This window comes from Pedobacter sp. AC190 (genome assembly GCF_979258025.1).
Genome location: NZ_OZ409824.1, coordinates 3,485,340 through 3,498,776, shown reverse-complemented (window position 1 = coordinate 3,498,776; position 13,437 = coordinate 3,485,340). Strand labels below are relative to the sequence as shown.

Here is a 13,437-nt window from a genome sequence, read left to right as displayed (position 1 = left end):
ATAATTAATTATTTTTTTAATCATAAACAATTAAAATCCGCCTAATTGTTGTGCAATACTAAAGTGGAACTGGCCTTTATTTGCATCTGGTAAACCAGGAATTGCATCGAAACCATAACCATAATCAATACCCAGTAAACCAAATATTGGTAAGAAGATACGTGCACCAACACCAACCGATCTTCTGATATTAAAAGGATTGAAGTCGTTAAATCTATCCCAGGTGTTACCACCTTCAGCAAATGCTAAAATAAAGGCGGTAGCTTGCTGACTTTTAATTACTGGATAACGTGCCTCTAAAACATATTTAGTGTAAATCGGGCTACCTGATGTTTGCGCCTGATTTGCATTTGCGCCTACAGGAATAACGGTATTATTCGCATAACCACGCATCGCGATTAACTCAGAACCTTGCAAGAAATCAAATCCTTGCATACCATCACCACCCAATTTAAATCTTTCGAATGGCGACTGGCCAACACCACTGTTGTACGAACCTAAGAAACCGAATTGTGCCTGAGCTTTAATTACAAACTGCCCGCCAACACGTTGGTACCATTGTGAATCGAACTTCCACTTGTGGTACTCTGTAAATCTATATCTCGTTTTATCAGAAGCTGTAGCATAATTCACATTGTTAAATAATGAATATGGTGGTGTTGCCTGAATGGTAAAACGCAAGAATGAACCTGATGTTGGATAAATTGGCGAATCCCTTGAATCACGGCTAATCTCTTGTGATAAGTTAAAGTTATATGAAGTACCAGTAGAGAATTTAAATCCTGGATAATTTTGAAGGATATACTGTTGGAAACTTAAAGAGTGACTTAACTGGAAATAGTTATCTGGCCAGTTTAATCTTCTACCCAAACTTACCGTTACCCCATTTAAACGGATTTTGTAATAATTAGGATTACTAGAATCGCCAATACCACTCGATTGTAATGAAGTAAATGCACTTACACCAAAGCTTACTGGTTTCTCACCACCAAACCAAGGTTGAGAGAAAGAGAAACTATACGATTGGTAATATTTACCATTGGTTTGACCACGTAAACTTAATTTTTGTCCATCACCTTTTGGAAGTGGTTTATAAGCTTTAAGGTTAAATAAATTTCTTAAAGAGAAGTTATTAAAGGTTAAACCTAATGTACCGATAATACGGCCACCACCAAAACCACCCGATAACTCAATCTGATCAGAAGGTTTTTCTTCTACAGCATACTCAATATCTACTGTTCCATCTGCAGGGTTCGGACGTGGGGTTGGTACTGTTTTTTGTTCGTCAAAGTTACCTAAAGCACCAATCTCACGAACGGTACGAATTAAATCACTTTTGTTAAATTTCTGTCCTGGCTTGGTACGAATCTCACGTAAAACTACCTTATCATTAGTAATGGTATTTCCTTTTAAGGTAATACGGTTGTTGGTGTACTGCGGACCTTCATAAATGCGCATCTCTACATCAACAGTATCATTATAAATTTTAGTTTGAACTGGATCAATATTGAAAGTTAAATAACCATTATCAGTATATAAACTGTTAATATCGCCACCATTTTCGCCACCACCATTTATTTTTTTATCTAATTTATCCTCACTAAAAACATCACCTTTTTCGATACTTAAAACTTTATTTAAGATATCAGTGCTGTAAATTGCATTTCCAGCCCAGGTAATTTTACCGAAGTAATATTTTTTACCTTCATAGATATCCATTTTAATATTAACCTTTTTACTGTTGTATTGATAAATGCTATCCTTTAAAAGTTCTGCATCGCGGTAACCCTTTTCATGCAGTTTGGCAATCATTTTAATTTTGTTCTCTTCGTATTTTTCCTTACTGAATTTACCAGATCCCCAAAAACGCCACCAGGCAAACTGCTTCGGATTTTTAAGGTACTTTCTTAACTTAGCAGCTTTGAAATCCTTATTTCCGGTAAAATCAATGTGCTGAACTTTAACACGATGTCCTTTATCAATATTCGCCTCTAAAACCACACTGTTTTCAGAGTTTGGATCTTTACGCGTTGTGTAATTTATTTTAGTGAAGAAATAACCCTTATCTAAAAGGTATTTTTTTACAATTGCAGACGTTGTATTGTATAAGTTATCGTTAACGATTTTACCTGTTTTATCATTCAGCTTTTCTTGAATAGCTGTTTTTTCCGATTTACGAACACCTTTTAAATCAATTGAGCTTAAACGAGGACGTTCAACAACTTCAATTTCAAAATAAACGGTATCCTGAACAAATTTTTCGACATTTAATTTAACATCATCAAACAATCCTTGTGCCCAAAGTGTCTTAATAGCATCAGCGGTTGCTTCGCCTGGTAAAACAACTTTATCACCTTTTGCTAATTTGGATAAAGTAATTAATACCTCTTTATCCAGGTATTCAGTACCAGTAATTTTTGTACCACCAATGATAAATTCCTTTGGATTAAAATAATCGAGATCTAAGCCACCAACCTTCAATGAAGGGGTTGCCGGAGCCTGACCTTGTGGACGTATTTGAGCAAAGGCCGGAGCGGCTAAAACTAATAGGATTAAAACTTGAAATATTCTTTTCATTAAAATAATTTGTTCAGTAATGGCCACGAAGGTAACAATGTTTTACAAAGCAAAATTGCTTTATTTCCCATACCTGTTAAGTGGTTACATTTATCGTATAAAAGTGGCGCTAAGTTAATTTAAACGCTTGTTAAAAAGTGTTAAAAGAAAAATTAGTTTAATTGTTCGCTAATTTTACCAAAACGTCGTTCGCGTTTTTGATAATCAACAATGGCTTCAAAAAGATTTTCTCTTCTGAAATCGGGCCATAAAACATCAGTGAAATAAAACTCTGTATAAGCCATTTGCCAAAGCAAATAATTACTTATACGGTGCTCTCCACTCGTGCGGATCATCAACTCAGGATCTGGAATATTTACAGTTGTTAACTTAGACGAAAACAGATTTTCATCAATATCATTAATATCAATTGTATTATCTTTTACTTCAGCAGCAATTTTCTTTGCTGCATTTACAATTTCCCATTTAGCACTGTAGCTTAAAGCCAGCGTTAATGTGCATTTCACATTATGTGCTGTTTTATCCATAGCTTCTTTCAAATCATCTATACACTCTTGTGGTAACGATTCGATGTTGCCAATCGCATTAAGCTTAACATTGTTTTTGTTAAGTGTTTCGGTTTCCTTGTTTATGGTCGAAATCAGTATTTGCATTAAAGCATCAACTTCTGCTTTCGGACGGTTCCAGTTTTCTGTCGAGAAAGCGTAAAGTGTAAGGTATTCTATACCAACCTCTACACAGCCTTCTACAATATCTTTTACCGAAAGTACGCCTTGTTCATGACCAAAAACTCGCATTTTGCCCTGGCCTTTTGCCCAACGGCCATTACCATCCATAATAACGGCAATGTGCTTTGGTAGGCGGCTATAGTCTATTTGTTCTTTAAATCCCATTAATTATGTCAAAATCAGCTTAAAAGGAATAGCATTTTGAGGATACAAAGGTAAAAGATATGCCAACACTAACAAATAGATAAGTGTCTCTTTTTCTAAAATCTCCTCTTTGTACTCCAGCGGCACCAGTTTGATGCAATGAAGGATCGGATAAATTAAGCCCAGGGTTGTTCCCAACGTACACTGGATTTGCTGGATAAACACCGCTTACATCGTCCAAATAATCAGTAAACGCAGTTCTGTAGCCAAGTTCTGTAAATACGCTCCAGTTATCCTTATAATTATACCTGAACCCGCCACCAAATGGAATGGCAAGTGCTGTATTTTTATACCCGTTTTCCTGTCCTTCGGTACCTAAATAATCTAATCGGTAAGTTTCTCCCTGGTATTTTATTTTCGGTTTAAAATTTATAAAACCTATACCTGCAAACAAATATGGTGTAAACCTTCTGGTGCCATCATTTATCGCATAGTCGAAAAAATTAAAGTCGATAATTGCACTACCTTCATTTAATGCGGTTTTAAAGCTTAGGTTACGTTCTCTGAACTGCTCATTACTTGAATTTGCATCATTGGCCTTAATTTGCCCATAATTGTAATTAAACCGAAGTCCGAGGTACGAATTAAAGTTGCGCTTTACAAAAATGCCTGCATTAACCCCACTAACCTGAACCGGGTTATATTGATTTAAATCGCCAACATAGCCTGCTCCACCTGCAGAAACACCAATTTCCCAAGCGCCCCTGAACGACTGTGCACGGCTTAATTGAGAAAATGATAAGATAATGAGGATGAAAAGGATAGGTTTGTTTATCGCCATACTTAGTAGTTACGGGTATCGATGCCCCATAATAATTTATTCCTTAACGTACTTAAGTAGGTTTCATTGTTAAGACGAATAAGATTTATGCAAAAGTGGGCTTTTTTAATGGTAATTTTTACCGAGCGTTCTACTGTTACCGTTCTACTATCGCAGCTTACCAGAAATTTCGATTCCCTTGCCTCTACTTCAAAAGAAAGTGCATTATCATCAGGCACAACAACTGGCCTTACATTTAAATTATGCGGTGCAATTGGGGTTATTACAAAATTCTGAGAATCGGGGTAAATAATTGGTCCACCGCAGCTTAATGAATATGCTGTAGAACCCGTAGGCGTTGCAATAATTAAACCATCAGCCCAATAAGAGTTAACAAATTCACCATTCATAGAGGCATGAATAATCATCATTGCAGAGTTATCACGACGGTGAATCGTAATATCGTTCAAGGCAAAGTTTTCCTCCCCAAAAAGATGGTTATCAGATTCTAAACTTAAAAGAGAACGTTCATCTATAGTATATTCACCATGAATTAGTGCTTTTAAAGCCGATTCTATTTCATCTTTATTAATACTGGCTAAAAAACCCAATCGACCGAAATTAATACCTATTACTGGAATACCCGAATCTCTAATCAAAGAAAGTGTATCCAATAAAGTGCCATCTCCTCCTAAGCTTAATAAAACATCGGCATGTTCTTTTAATTCTTTGTGGTTATGGAATATTACTGTATTAGCTGGAATCTTAATTTTGCCGTGTAAGGAGTTTTTAAACTTATGATGGAGAACAGGCTGTACATTATGCCTTTTTAAATGGTCGAAAACTTCTTGAACGTAAGGTAACACGGTGTCATTAAAGTCTCTTCCGTAAATTGCAATCCTCATAATAAATTTAAACGTTTAAATAGTTCATAAAAGAATCAAAACGTTCTTGAGAACCATCATCAATTTGGGTATTGTTATAAACTTCTTTAACCTGATAATCGTAACGTTCGAAAGAAGCGACCAAGGAAGTAATTTCAGTTTTATTTACTTTCAAAGTGATTTCTAAACGAGTAGAATCTTCGAAAGAGCTTACATATGATGAAAGTATTTGTGCATTATCAGCCTCGACGATTTGCGCAATATGTGCCAGAGAGTTATCCCGATTACTGATTTCGAGTACAATAATTCCACCAGGCTCATTAACGGCATACAATTCGGCAACAGAGTTTATAATGTTGTTAATAGTGATTAAGCCTGTATAATTTTTCTGTTGATCCAAAACAGGTACAACAGTTAATTTTAGCGAACCTAATAACCTGATCACATCGTAAGTGTGTGCGTTTGTAAAAACAAAGGCATTTAATAGATTTACAGAAACCTCTTTTACTAAAATATTGTAATCGTGTATTTCCAACAAATCATCTTCGGCAAGCAAACCCAAAAACTGACCATCGCTAACCACAGGGATATGCTTAAGCTTAAACTCGTTCATACGATCTAAAGCTTTTTGCAGCGTGTCGTCCGTTTTTATAGGCGCTATTTCATTCGATATGATTTCTTCGGCAAACATTATTTTAATAATATTCTATCTAAAAACTTCTCTAAATATCCGTTAAATACTTCAGGATGCTCCATCATCGGTGCATGTCCGCATTTATCTACCCAGTTTAATTCTGAATTTGGCAATAGTTGGTGAAATTCTTCTGCAACTTCTGGTGGTGTAACTTTATCGTTTTTACCCCAAATTAATGAAACAGGTATTGTTATTTTCGATAATTCCTTAGCCATATTGTGTCTTATTGCAGATTTGGCCATGGTTAAAATTCGAATTACTCTCGATCTATCGTTAACGGTTTTAAAAACATCATCAACAAGTTCTTTAGTTGCAGTGGCAGGATCGTAAAAAGTAAATTCTACTTTTTCTTTTATATAATCGTAACTCTCTCTTCGAGGGAAAGAGCCGCCAAAGGCATTTTCATATAAGCCAGAGCTACCCGTAAGCACCAAAGCTTTAACAAATTCCTGATGAGCAACAGTAAAAACCAAACCAACGTGACCACCCAAAGAATTTCCAACAAGCACAACCTGATTCAGGTTTTTAAATTTCAGAAAACGATGAACATACCTGGATAATGCTTTAACCCCCAGTGTTAAAATTGGTAAATCATAAATTGGAAGTATAGGAACAATAACACGATATCGATCTTTAAATTGATCTAAAACAAGCTGCCAGTTACTCAATTCGCCCATAAGGCCATGCAATAATACCAGCGTTTCGCCTTCTCCAGCTTCGATGTATTTAAATCCGTCTTCTTCTATTACCTGGTATGTCATATATAATAAGTGGTATTGTGTTACTAAGTTAGTAGAGTAAAATTAAATTTTCGCATTTATATGCCATTTTTCTGAAATAAAATCAGAAACGGTATAAAAACATTGATTAAAGTACCAAAAACGAATATTATCAATGATCTATTCCGAATTGGTATTAAAATAATACTACCCGCTGTGTTTTTTTAGCTTTAAGCTCTGTACAGCTTAGCCTAGTTTCTCTTTCACTATTTCAGCAATCAGTTTTCCATCGGCTTTGCCTGCAAGTGCTTTATTAGCCATGCCCATAACTTTTCCCATATCTTTAACTGATGTCGCACCAGATTGTTTTACAACATCTGCAATAATTGCTTCAACCTCTGCACGATCTAATTGCTTAGGCAAGAACTGATTAATTACTTCAATTTCTTCTTCCTCTACCTGATATAAATCTGCACGATTTTGCGATTTGTAAATATCAGCAGATTCTCTACGTTGCTTAATTAATTTTTGAAGAATCTTAAGTTCTGTTTCTTCAGTAATTTCTTCTGATGCACCTTTTTCGGTTTTAGCAAGAAGAAGAGCAGCTTTTATGGCTCTTAATCCTCGCAATTGGGCATCGTTTTTAGCCAACATGGCCTTTTTTATTTCCTGATCTATTGTATTTGATATCATTTTTAACCTCAAAACCCAAAAAATGGGCATTCCTAATATTAGTTTAAAATAAAAAAATTATAGTGTTATTCCCTCTCCGTACTAATTCCTATCCAGGTAACTAGGGGGTTCTATTTATGATTGTGCCCGTAGCTTGTGCTGATGGCATAATTATCATATCATTTATATTTACGTGCTTCGGTCTGCTTACTACATACCAAATTGCATCAGCAATATCATCGGCAATTAATGGTTCAAAACCTTCGTATACTTTTTTGGCTCTATCTTCATCACCTTTGAAGCGAACAATCGAAAATTCGGTTTCTACACTACCTGGATTAATTGCCGTAACTTTAATTCCATGTTGCAAAAGATCTATTCGCATCGCTTTATTTAGCGCATCAACCGCATGCTTACTTGCGCAATATACATTTCCGTTTGGATAAACTTCTTTCCCTGCAATAGAACCTATATTAACGATATGCCCCGATTTGCCTGGAATCATCCAATTGGAAACAATTTTAGTTACGTAAAGCAAACCTTTCACATTGGTATCAATCATGGCATCCCAATCATCGGTATCCCCTTGATTAATTGGCTCAAGCCCCCGGCTAAGCCCTGCATTATTAATTAAAACATTTACCTTTTTCCAATCTTCAGGTAAAGCTTCCAGCGCAGCTGATAAACTTTCTTTCTCCTTCACATCGGCTAAAACCTGTTTAATGGCAATACCATATTTAGCTTCCAAATGATGAGCCGTTTTCTCTAAACGATCAGCTCTTCTGGCAACTAGAACTAAATTATAACCATTGTGAGCGAAGATATGTGCGCTAGCCTCTCCTATACCAGAAGTTGCGCCCGTGATTAAAGCTATTTTAGACATTTGATAAAATTAAAAAATTGCAGCTTGTTTTAAACAAGTTATCAATTGCAACAAAGGTAAGTTTTTTTGGTTTGCCAGTCTACTCGAAAAACAAGCTGAATGTAAAATGACGTAGCTTCGCTTTATCTAAAGGATTAGCAAAGGCTGTATTGTCATGTTGTATAATATCATTCATCGAATAGGAAACTTTTATTTCGGGCGACATTTTAAAATACTCGAAATATAAATCGAACCCGATACCTGTTTCGTAAGAAAGGTAATTCCGCTTATTTTTTAAAAACTTATTAATAGGTGTTTCCCCTTCATCGAAAGTTTTCTTTTTAGAAGCGATATCGATTGAATATTTTGCACCACCAAGCCAATAAGCTCTGAAATTATTTAAACGATTTGATTTTATCTTTATCGCTAAAGGAAATTCAAACATGGTAGCCTGAACTTTTTTATCAATGGAGGTTTGAAAGCCAGCAGGAATAATTGAAGTGTTAACGGGTTGAGCTACTTCTGGAGCAGGCTCATATTCGTAACGCATCACGCGGTCACTAAAAATTAATGATGGTGTGGCACGCAAATCAAAGTTTTCTGAAATCCTTCTGTTTACAACAAAGCCTAAACCAAAACCAACTGATGGCGGACTTGAAATGGCACGCATAGGTTGGGTAACCTGCTTACCATCAAAAGGATCGAAATAAGGATTACGCCAGTTGGCAGCCTTTAAAATTTTATACTCGGCAGAAATGTATTGAAAGCTGAAGCCAAAATGTAAGTCTTCATCATCTACCCCACCGCCCCAATTTTGAGCAAAAGTGATTGTAGTAACCAGTAAAAAGGAGATGATGAGGCTTAATTTTTTTATCATTTAGTACCCGTATAAATCGAACTTATTCCAAACGTTAAAATTCTTTGTTTGGTACTTTTGAAACCTACTTTTTCCATCAAATTGGTAAAATCAGCTCCATCAGGAAAAGCTGCAACAGATTCTGGCAAATAAGTGTAAGCTCGGTGATCTTTAGAAAACAGTTTTCCAAAGAAAGGAGTAACCTGCTTAAAATAGAAACTATATAATTGCTTAACAGGGAAAACCTTTGGTTTAGAGAATTCGAGGATAACCATTTTACCACCTGGTTTTAAAACCCGAAACATATCCTGCAAACCTTTTTCCAGGTTTTCGAAATTACGCACACCATAGGCACAAGTAATTGCATCGAAAGTATCGTCACTAAAATGCAGCCCCTCAGAATCGCCAACCTGAACGGAAAACACTTCATTTAAGCTGCGTTCGTTGATTTTCTTTTTAGCCACCTCTAGCATACCTTCAGAAATATCCACACCAATAACTTTTTCAGGATGAAGTTTTTTGATCGCTTCAAAAGCAAAATCGCCCGTTCCGGTAGCAACATCAAGCATAATTCTTGGATGTATAGAAACCAGTTCCTTAATTGCTTTTTTACGCCACAAAACGTCAATACCTAAGGAGAGGAAATGATTTAAAAAATCGTAAGTACCTGAAATGTTGTTAAACATAGTTGCAACCTGCTCCTTTTTAGTTGCATTTTCTACTTGATATGGAGTGATATTCTGATTCATGATATTGGCAAAGATAGGTTTATTGTTTAATTGTTTTAATCGGTGAATTGTCAAATGCGAAACAGATAATCAGTTAAAGAATTGAAACGCTTAACCATCCTCTCAAAATTACTACCTTTGCAATATGATTATCAAAACGGCAACATTTGTTTGCAGCAACACCCAGATCTCGGCTTTGCCGGCACCAACTATGCCAGAATATGCATTTATCGGCCGTTCAAACGTAGGTAAATCTTCTTTAATTAATATGTTGGTTAACCATCATGGTTTAGCAAAAACATCGCAACGTCCAGGTAAAACCCAGTTAATCAACCATTTTTTGATTAATCAGGAATGGTATATTGTCGATTTGCCTGGTTATGGCTATGCAAAGGTTTCTAAAACCAGTAGAGAAAAATGGGAAAAATTTATCCGAGCTTACATTACGAAAAGAGAGAGCTTACAATGTGTTTTCGTGCTGATTGATAGCCGTTTAGAGCCGCAACAAATTGATATTGAGTTTTGCTATTGGTTAGGCGAAAAGCAAATTCCTTTTGCTTTGCTTTTTACCAAAGCAGATAAACAAGGGATGAATGAATCTATAAAGAACGCCAATGCCTTTAAGAAAAAGCTTGGCGAATTTTTCGAAGAAGTACCAGCAAGTATTATAACTTCTGCCGAAAAACATACGGGGAAGGAAGATGTTTTGAACTTCATTTATGAAGTAAATAAAGATTTTGTTAAACCCATTATTACCAAGCAGTTTTAAAATTATTGGCTCCCAAAGCCAGATATTATAAAACACCCTATATATTAAAATGAAAAAATACTTTTCACTCGTATTATTCGCACACTCTATTTTTGCTTTGCCTTTTGCTATGATTGGCTTCTTTTTAGGTGTAACAACAACAGAAAATCCTTTTCAATGGCAAAAACTAATACTGGTTTTGCTTTGTATGGTTTTCGCACGTAATTCTGCGATGGCTTTTAACCGCTATCTGGATCGAAACATAGATGCAAAAAACCCGCGGACTAAAATGCGTGATATCCCAGCAGGTAAAGTTACGGCAAATGAAGCGCTGATTTTTGTAATAGCAAACTGCGTTTTCTTTATCATAGCAACATTTTTCATTAACAGCCTTTGTTTTTACTTATCGCCTGTTGCCCTATTTGTTGTTCTTTTTTATAGTTATACAAAAAGGTTTACCTCGCTTTGCCATTTGGTTTTAGGCTTAGGTTTATCGCTTGCTCCAATAGGCGCTTACATTGCAGTAACAGGTCAATTTGCTTTGGTGCCAGTTTTATATTCGTTTGCTGTATTATTCTGGGTAAGTGGTTTCGATATTATTTATGCTTTGCAGGATGAAGATTTTGACCGTGAAGAAAATTTACATTCCATACCATCAGCCCTTGGCATAAAAAATGCACTTAACGTTTCTGTTGTGTTGCATATTTTCTCTGCTGCCTGCGTTATTGCACCGATATTTTTAATGCCAGATTCGTTTAGCTGGGCTTATTATATCGGGGTTGCTTTCTTCTGCTTTGCCTTAACTTATCAGCATTTGCTGGTAAAGCCAAATGATATAAGCAAAGTGAATAAAGCATTTGCTACTACAAACGGAATGGCATCGGTGGTATTTGCATTGTGCTTTTTAATTGATGCCTATTTAAGAACTAAATAATAGAATTTTGAATAAGTTGATTAGCATTTTGTGTTAAAAAACCTCATCCATCATTCAATAATTATAATACTATGATTATAAATAAAAAACCAAGAACATATATCCCTAACGATTTAAAAATTAGCTGGGAGAGCTTAGAACCACTTTTTGCAGAGTTACAAAATCGTGAAATTGCAAGCGCTGATGAACTTGAACACTGGTTAAAAGATCGTTCGGAGTTAGAAGCTGCCCTGGAAGAAGATTTCGCCTGGCGCTACATAAAAATGAGCTGCGATACTGCAAACGAAGCCCTGGTAGAAAGTTTCCAGTACTTTGCTACAGAGATAGAGCCTAAAATTTCGCCCTTATCAAACGAATTAAATAAAAAATTTAGCGATAGTCCATTTATGGATGATTTGGATAAAGAAAAATATTTCGTTTACAGCAGAGCGATTAAAAAAGCTTTAGAACTTTACCGCGATGAAAACATCGAATTGTTTACGGAATTACAGGTTAAACAGCAAAAATATCAGGGCATAACTGGTGCTATGAGCGTTGAAATAAACGGACAGGAATATACCTTAGAACAGGCTTCGATTTTCGTTAAAGATTTAAACCGAGAAGTTCGTGAAAATGCCTGGAAAACCATTCAACAGCGTAGATTGATTGATAAAGATGATTTAAACATCTTATTTGATGAGTTGATTAAATTACGGAATCAGGTTGCCCTTAATGCAGGATTTGAAAACTATCGCGATTATATGTTTCAGGCTTTAGGCCGTTTTGATTATACGCCGCAAGATTGTTATGATTTTGCCAATGCGATTGAAAAAGAAATTGTTCCGATTTTAAAAGAACAGGCAGAAAAACGCCGAGAAGCTTTGGCTTTAGAAACCTTAAAACCTTGGGATTTAGAGGTAAGTGTAAGTGGTAAGCCTGCTTTAAAACCCTTTAACAGCGGAGCTGAATTGATTGATAAAAGCATTGCCTGCTTTAATGCTATCGACTCAAAACTTGGCGATAAATTGGCGATAATGAAAGCCAATAATCTTTTTGATGTAGAAAGTAGAAAAGGTAAGGCACCAGGTGGCTATAATTATCCATTAGCAGAAACTGGCGCTCCATTTATTTTTATGAATTCGGCGAATTCGCTTCGCGATTTAACCACTATGGTTCATGAAGGCGGTCATGCAATACATACTTTCTTAACTGCAAATTTAGAGCTTAACGATTTCAAACACTGTCCTTCAGAAGTTGCCGAATTGGCTTCCATGAGCATGGAATTAATTTCTATGGATAACTGGAATGTTTATTTCGACAATCCAGAAGATTTAAATCGGGCTAAAAAAGAGCAATTGGCTGATGTTTTGAAAACTTTACCGTGGGTTGCAGTCATCGACCAGTTTCAGCATTGGATTTATACCAATCCGAATCACACTGCAGCAGACCGTGAAGAAACTTTTAAACAAATTTATAATCGTTTTGGAGCAGGTTTTGCAGATTGGGAAGATTTACAGGCTCAATTTGGAAACGTTTGGCAAAAACAATTGCACTTATTCGAAGTCCCTTTTTACTACATAGAATACGCAATTGCCCAGTTAGGTGCCATTGCTGTATGGAAAAACTACAAAGAAAACCCTGAAAAAGCATTAGAACAATATTTAGCTGCCCTTTCGTTAGGTTACACCAAACCAATGAACGAGATTTACGAAACCGCTGGTATTAAATTTGATTTCAGCGCAGAATACGTAAAAGAATTAGCTCAATTTGTTAAAGACGAATTAGAAAAACTAGGTTAATACAACATAATTACGAGTAACGAGCCGTAACATTAAATGTTACGGCTTTTTTTGGCTCACTATATTCCTAAAAAAGGTTTACAGTTTCATAACTTTTAAAATAGGCATATTACAAATTTATACCGCAGTTAATTCGGATTCAATTGTCATATGTCCGAACTAAATCCGAATCAACTCCGATTAAGACCCGTACTAAAGGTTAAGATGAACTTAACCCATGTCTTATCCTTATATAGCTATACAGGTTATTGTTTTAATTTTGAATTGACTATACATCCAAATTTGGTAATTCT

General features: G+C 35.7%; 13 protein-coding genes. 3 read left to right on the top strand and 10 right to left on the bottom strand.

From position 1 onward, the window contains the following. Nucleotides 1–30: 30 nt before the first annotated feature. From bamA to ubiE, 10 genes are all read right to left on the bottom strand, one after another. Complete coding sequence (gene bamA / locus ACZZZI_RS15410; RefSeq protein ID WP_463489927.1) at nt 31–2,577, bottom strand: outer membrane protein assembly factor BamA; 2,547 nt, start codon at nt 2,575–2,577, stop codon at nt 31–33. A gap of 152 nt (nt 2,578–2,729) precedes the next feature. Further along, complete coding sequence (locus ACZZZI_RS15405; RefSeq protein WP_344767168.1) at nt 2,730–3,470, bottom strand: isoprenyl transferase; 741 nt, start codon at nt 3,468–3,470, stop codon at nt 2,730–2,732. 19 nt (nt 3,471–3,489) lie between these two features. After that, nucleotides 3,490–4,290 (bottom strand): type IX secretion system protein PorG, encoded by an 801-nt coding sequence (porG, locus tag ACZZZI_RS15400; RefSeq protein ID WP_463489926.1) that lies wholly within the window; start codon nt 4,288–4,290, stop codon nt 3,490–3,492. A gap of 2 nt (nt 4,291–4,292) precedes the next feature. Then, the gene (locus ACZZZI_RS15395) at nt 4,293–5,174 is read right to left on the bottom strand and encodes an NAD kinase (protein WP_463489925.1); all 882 of its coding nucleotides are present in this window, start codon (nt 5,172–5,174) and stop codon (nt 4,293–4,295) included. Between the two features lie 7 nt (nt 5,175–5,181). Beyond that, entirely contained in the window at nt 5,182–5,844 is a 663-nt protein-coding gene (locus ACZZZI_RS15390) for a CBS domain-containing protein (RefSeq protein WP_344767174.1), read from the bottom strand. Continuing rightward, a complete protein-coding gene (locus ACZZZI_RS15385; RefSeq protein ID WP_316764847.1) occupies nt 5,844–6,608 on the bottom strand; it encodes an alpha/beta fold hydrolase in 765 nt (254 codons plus the stop codon). The genes ACZZZI_RS15390 and ACZZZI_RS15385 overlap by 1 nt, the downstream gene beginning before the upstream one ends. 204 nt (nt 6,609–6,812) lie before the next feature. Beyond that, nucleotides 6,813–7,259, bottom strand: a complete 447-nt coding sequence (locus ACZZZI_RS15380; protein ID WP_316764844.1) for a GatB/YqeY domain-containing protein — start codon at nt 7,257–7,259, stop codon at nt 6,813–6,815. A gap of 100 nt (nt 7,260–7,359) precedes the next feature. Then, nucleotides 7,360–8,121 (bottom strand): SDR family NAD(P)-dependent oxidoreductase, encoded by a 762-nt coding sequence (locus ACZZZI_RS15375; RefSeq protein ID WP_463489924.1) that lies wholly within the window; start codon nt 8,119–8,121, stop codon nt 7,360–7,362. A 79-nt stretch (nt 8,122–8,200) separates the two neighbouring features. Continuing rightward, nucleotides 8,201–8,977 carry a type IX secretion/gliding motility protein PorT/SprT gene (porT, locus tag ACZZZI_RS15370; protein WP_344767180.1) on the bottom strand — a complete coding sequence of 259 codons (777 nt, stop codon included), beginning with the start codon at nt 8,975–8,977 and terminating at the stop codon, nt 8,201–8,203. Next, a complete protein-coding gene (gene ubiE, locus ACZZZI_RS15365) occupies nt 8,974–9,705 on the bottom strand; it encodes a bifunctional demethylmenaquinone methyltransferase/2-methoxy-6-polyprenyl-1,4-benzoquinol methylase UbiE (RefSeq protein WP_463489923.1) in 732 nt (243 codons plus the stop codon). Before ubiE ends, porT begins: the two co-directional genes overlap by 4 nt. Nucleotides 9,706–9,829: 124 nt before the next feature. Here ubiE and yihA point away from each other — a divergent pair, with 124 nt between their 5' ends. The 3 genes from yihA (at nt 9,830) to ACZZZI_RS15350 (ending at nt 13,144) form a co-directional block, all read left to right on the top strand. Next, the gene (yihA, locus tag ACZZZI_RS15360) at nt 9,830–10,453 is read left to right on the top strand and encodes a ribosome biogenesis GTP-binding protein YihA/YsxC (protein ID WP_316764832.1); all 624 of its coding nucleotides are present in this window, start codon (nt 9,830–9,832) and stop codon (nt 10,451–10,453) included. 49 nt (nt 10,454–10,502) lie between these two features. Continuing rightward, a complete protein-coding gene (locus ACZZZI_RS15355; protein WP_463489922.1) occupies nt 10,503–11,366 on the top strand; it encodes a UbiA-like polyprenyltransferase in 864 nt (287 codons plus the stop codon). Nucleotides 11,367–11,437: 71 nt separating this feature from the next. Then, nucleotides 11,438–13,144 carry a M3 family oligoendopeptidase gene (locus tag ACZZZI_RS15350; RefSeq protein WP_463489921.1) on the top strand — a complete coding sequence of 569 codons (1,707 nt, stop codon included), beginning with the start codon at nt 11,438–11,440 and terminating at the stop codon, nt 13,142–13,144. The last annotated feature ends 293 nt before the right edge of the window (nt 13,145–13,437 follow it).

Bases quoted from the DNA above. Each gene is read 5' to 3' on its own strand.
- bamA (WP_463489927.1), bottom strand. From the start codon at position 2,577: ATGAAAAGAATATTTCAAGTTTTAATCCTATTAGTTTTAGCCGCTCCG.
- ACZZZI_RS15405 (WP_344767168.1), bottom strand. From the start codon at position 3,470: ATGGGATTTAAAGAACAAATAGACTATAGCCGCCTACCAAAGCACATT.
- porG (WP_463489926.1), bottom strand. From the start codon at position 4,290: ATGGCGATAAACAAACCTATCCTTTTCATCCTCATTATCTTATCATTT.
- ACZZZI_RS15395 (WP_463489925.1), bottom strand. From the start codon at position 5,174: ATGAGGATTGCAATTTACGGAAGAGACTTTAATGACACCGTGTTACCT.
- ACZZZI_RS15390 (WP_344767174.1), bottom strand. From the start codon at position 5,844: ATGTTTGCCGAAGAAATCATATCGAATGAAATAGCGCCTATAAAAACG.
- ACZZZI_RS15385 (WP_316764847.1), bottom strand. From the start codon at position 6,608: ATGACATACCAGGTAATAGAAGAAGACGGATTTAAATACATCGAAGCT.
- ACZZZI_RS15380 (WP_316764844.1), bottom strand. From the start codon at position 7,259: ATGATATCAAATACAATAGATCAGGAAATAAAAAAGGCCATGTTGGCT.
- ACZZZI_RS15375 (WP_463489924.1), bottom strand. From the start codon at position 8,121: ATGTCTAAAATAGCTTTAATCACGGGCGCAACTTCTGGTATAGGAGAG.
- porT (WP_344767180.1), bottom strand. From the start codon at position 8,977: ATGATAAAAAAATTAAGCCTCATCATCTCCTTTTTACTGGTTACTACA.
- ubiE (WP_463489923.1), bottom strand. From the start codon at position 9,705: ATGAATCAGAATATCACTCCATATCAAGTAGAAAATGCAACTAAAAAG.
- yihA (WP_316764832.1), top strand. From the start codon at position 9,830: ATGATTATCAAAACGGCAACATTTGTTTGCAGCAACACCCAGATCTCG.
- ACZZZI_RS15355 (WP_463489922.1), top strand. From the start codon at position 10,503: ATGAAAAAATACTTTTCACTCGTATTATTCGCACACTCTATTTTTGCT.
- ACZZZI_RS15350 (WP_463489921.1), top strand. From the start codon at position 11,438: ATGATTATAAATAAAAAACCAAGAACATATATCCCTAACGATTTAAAA.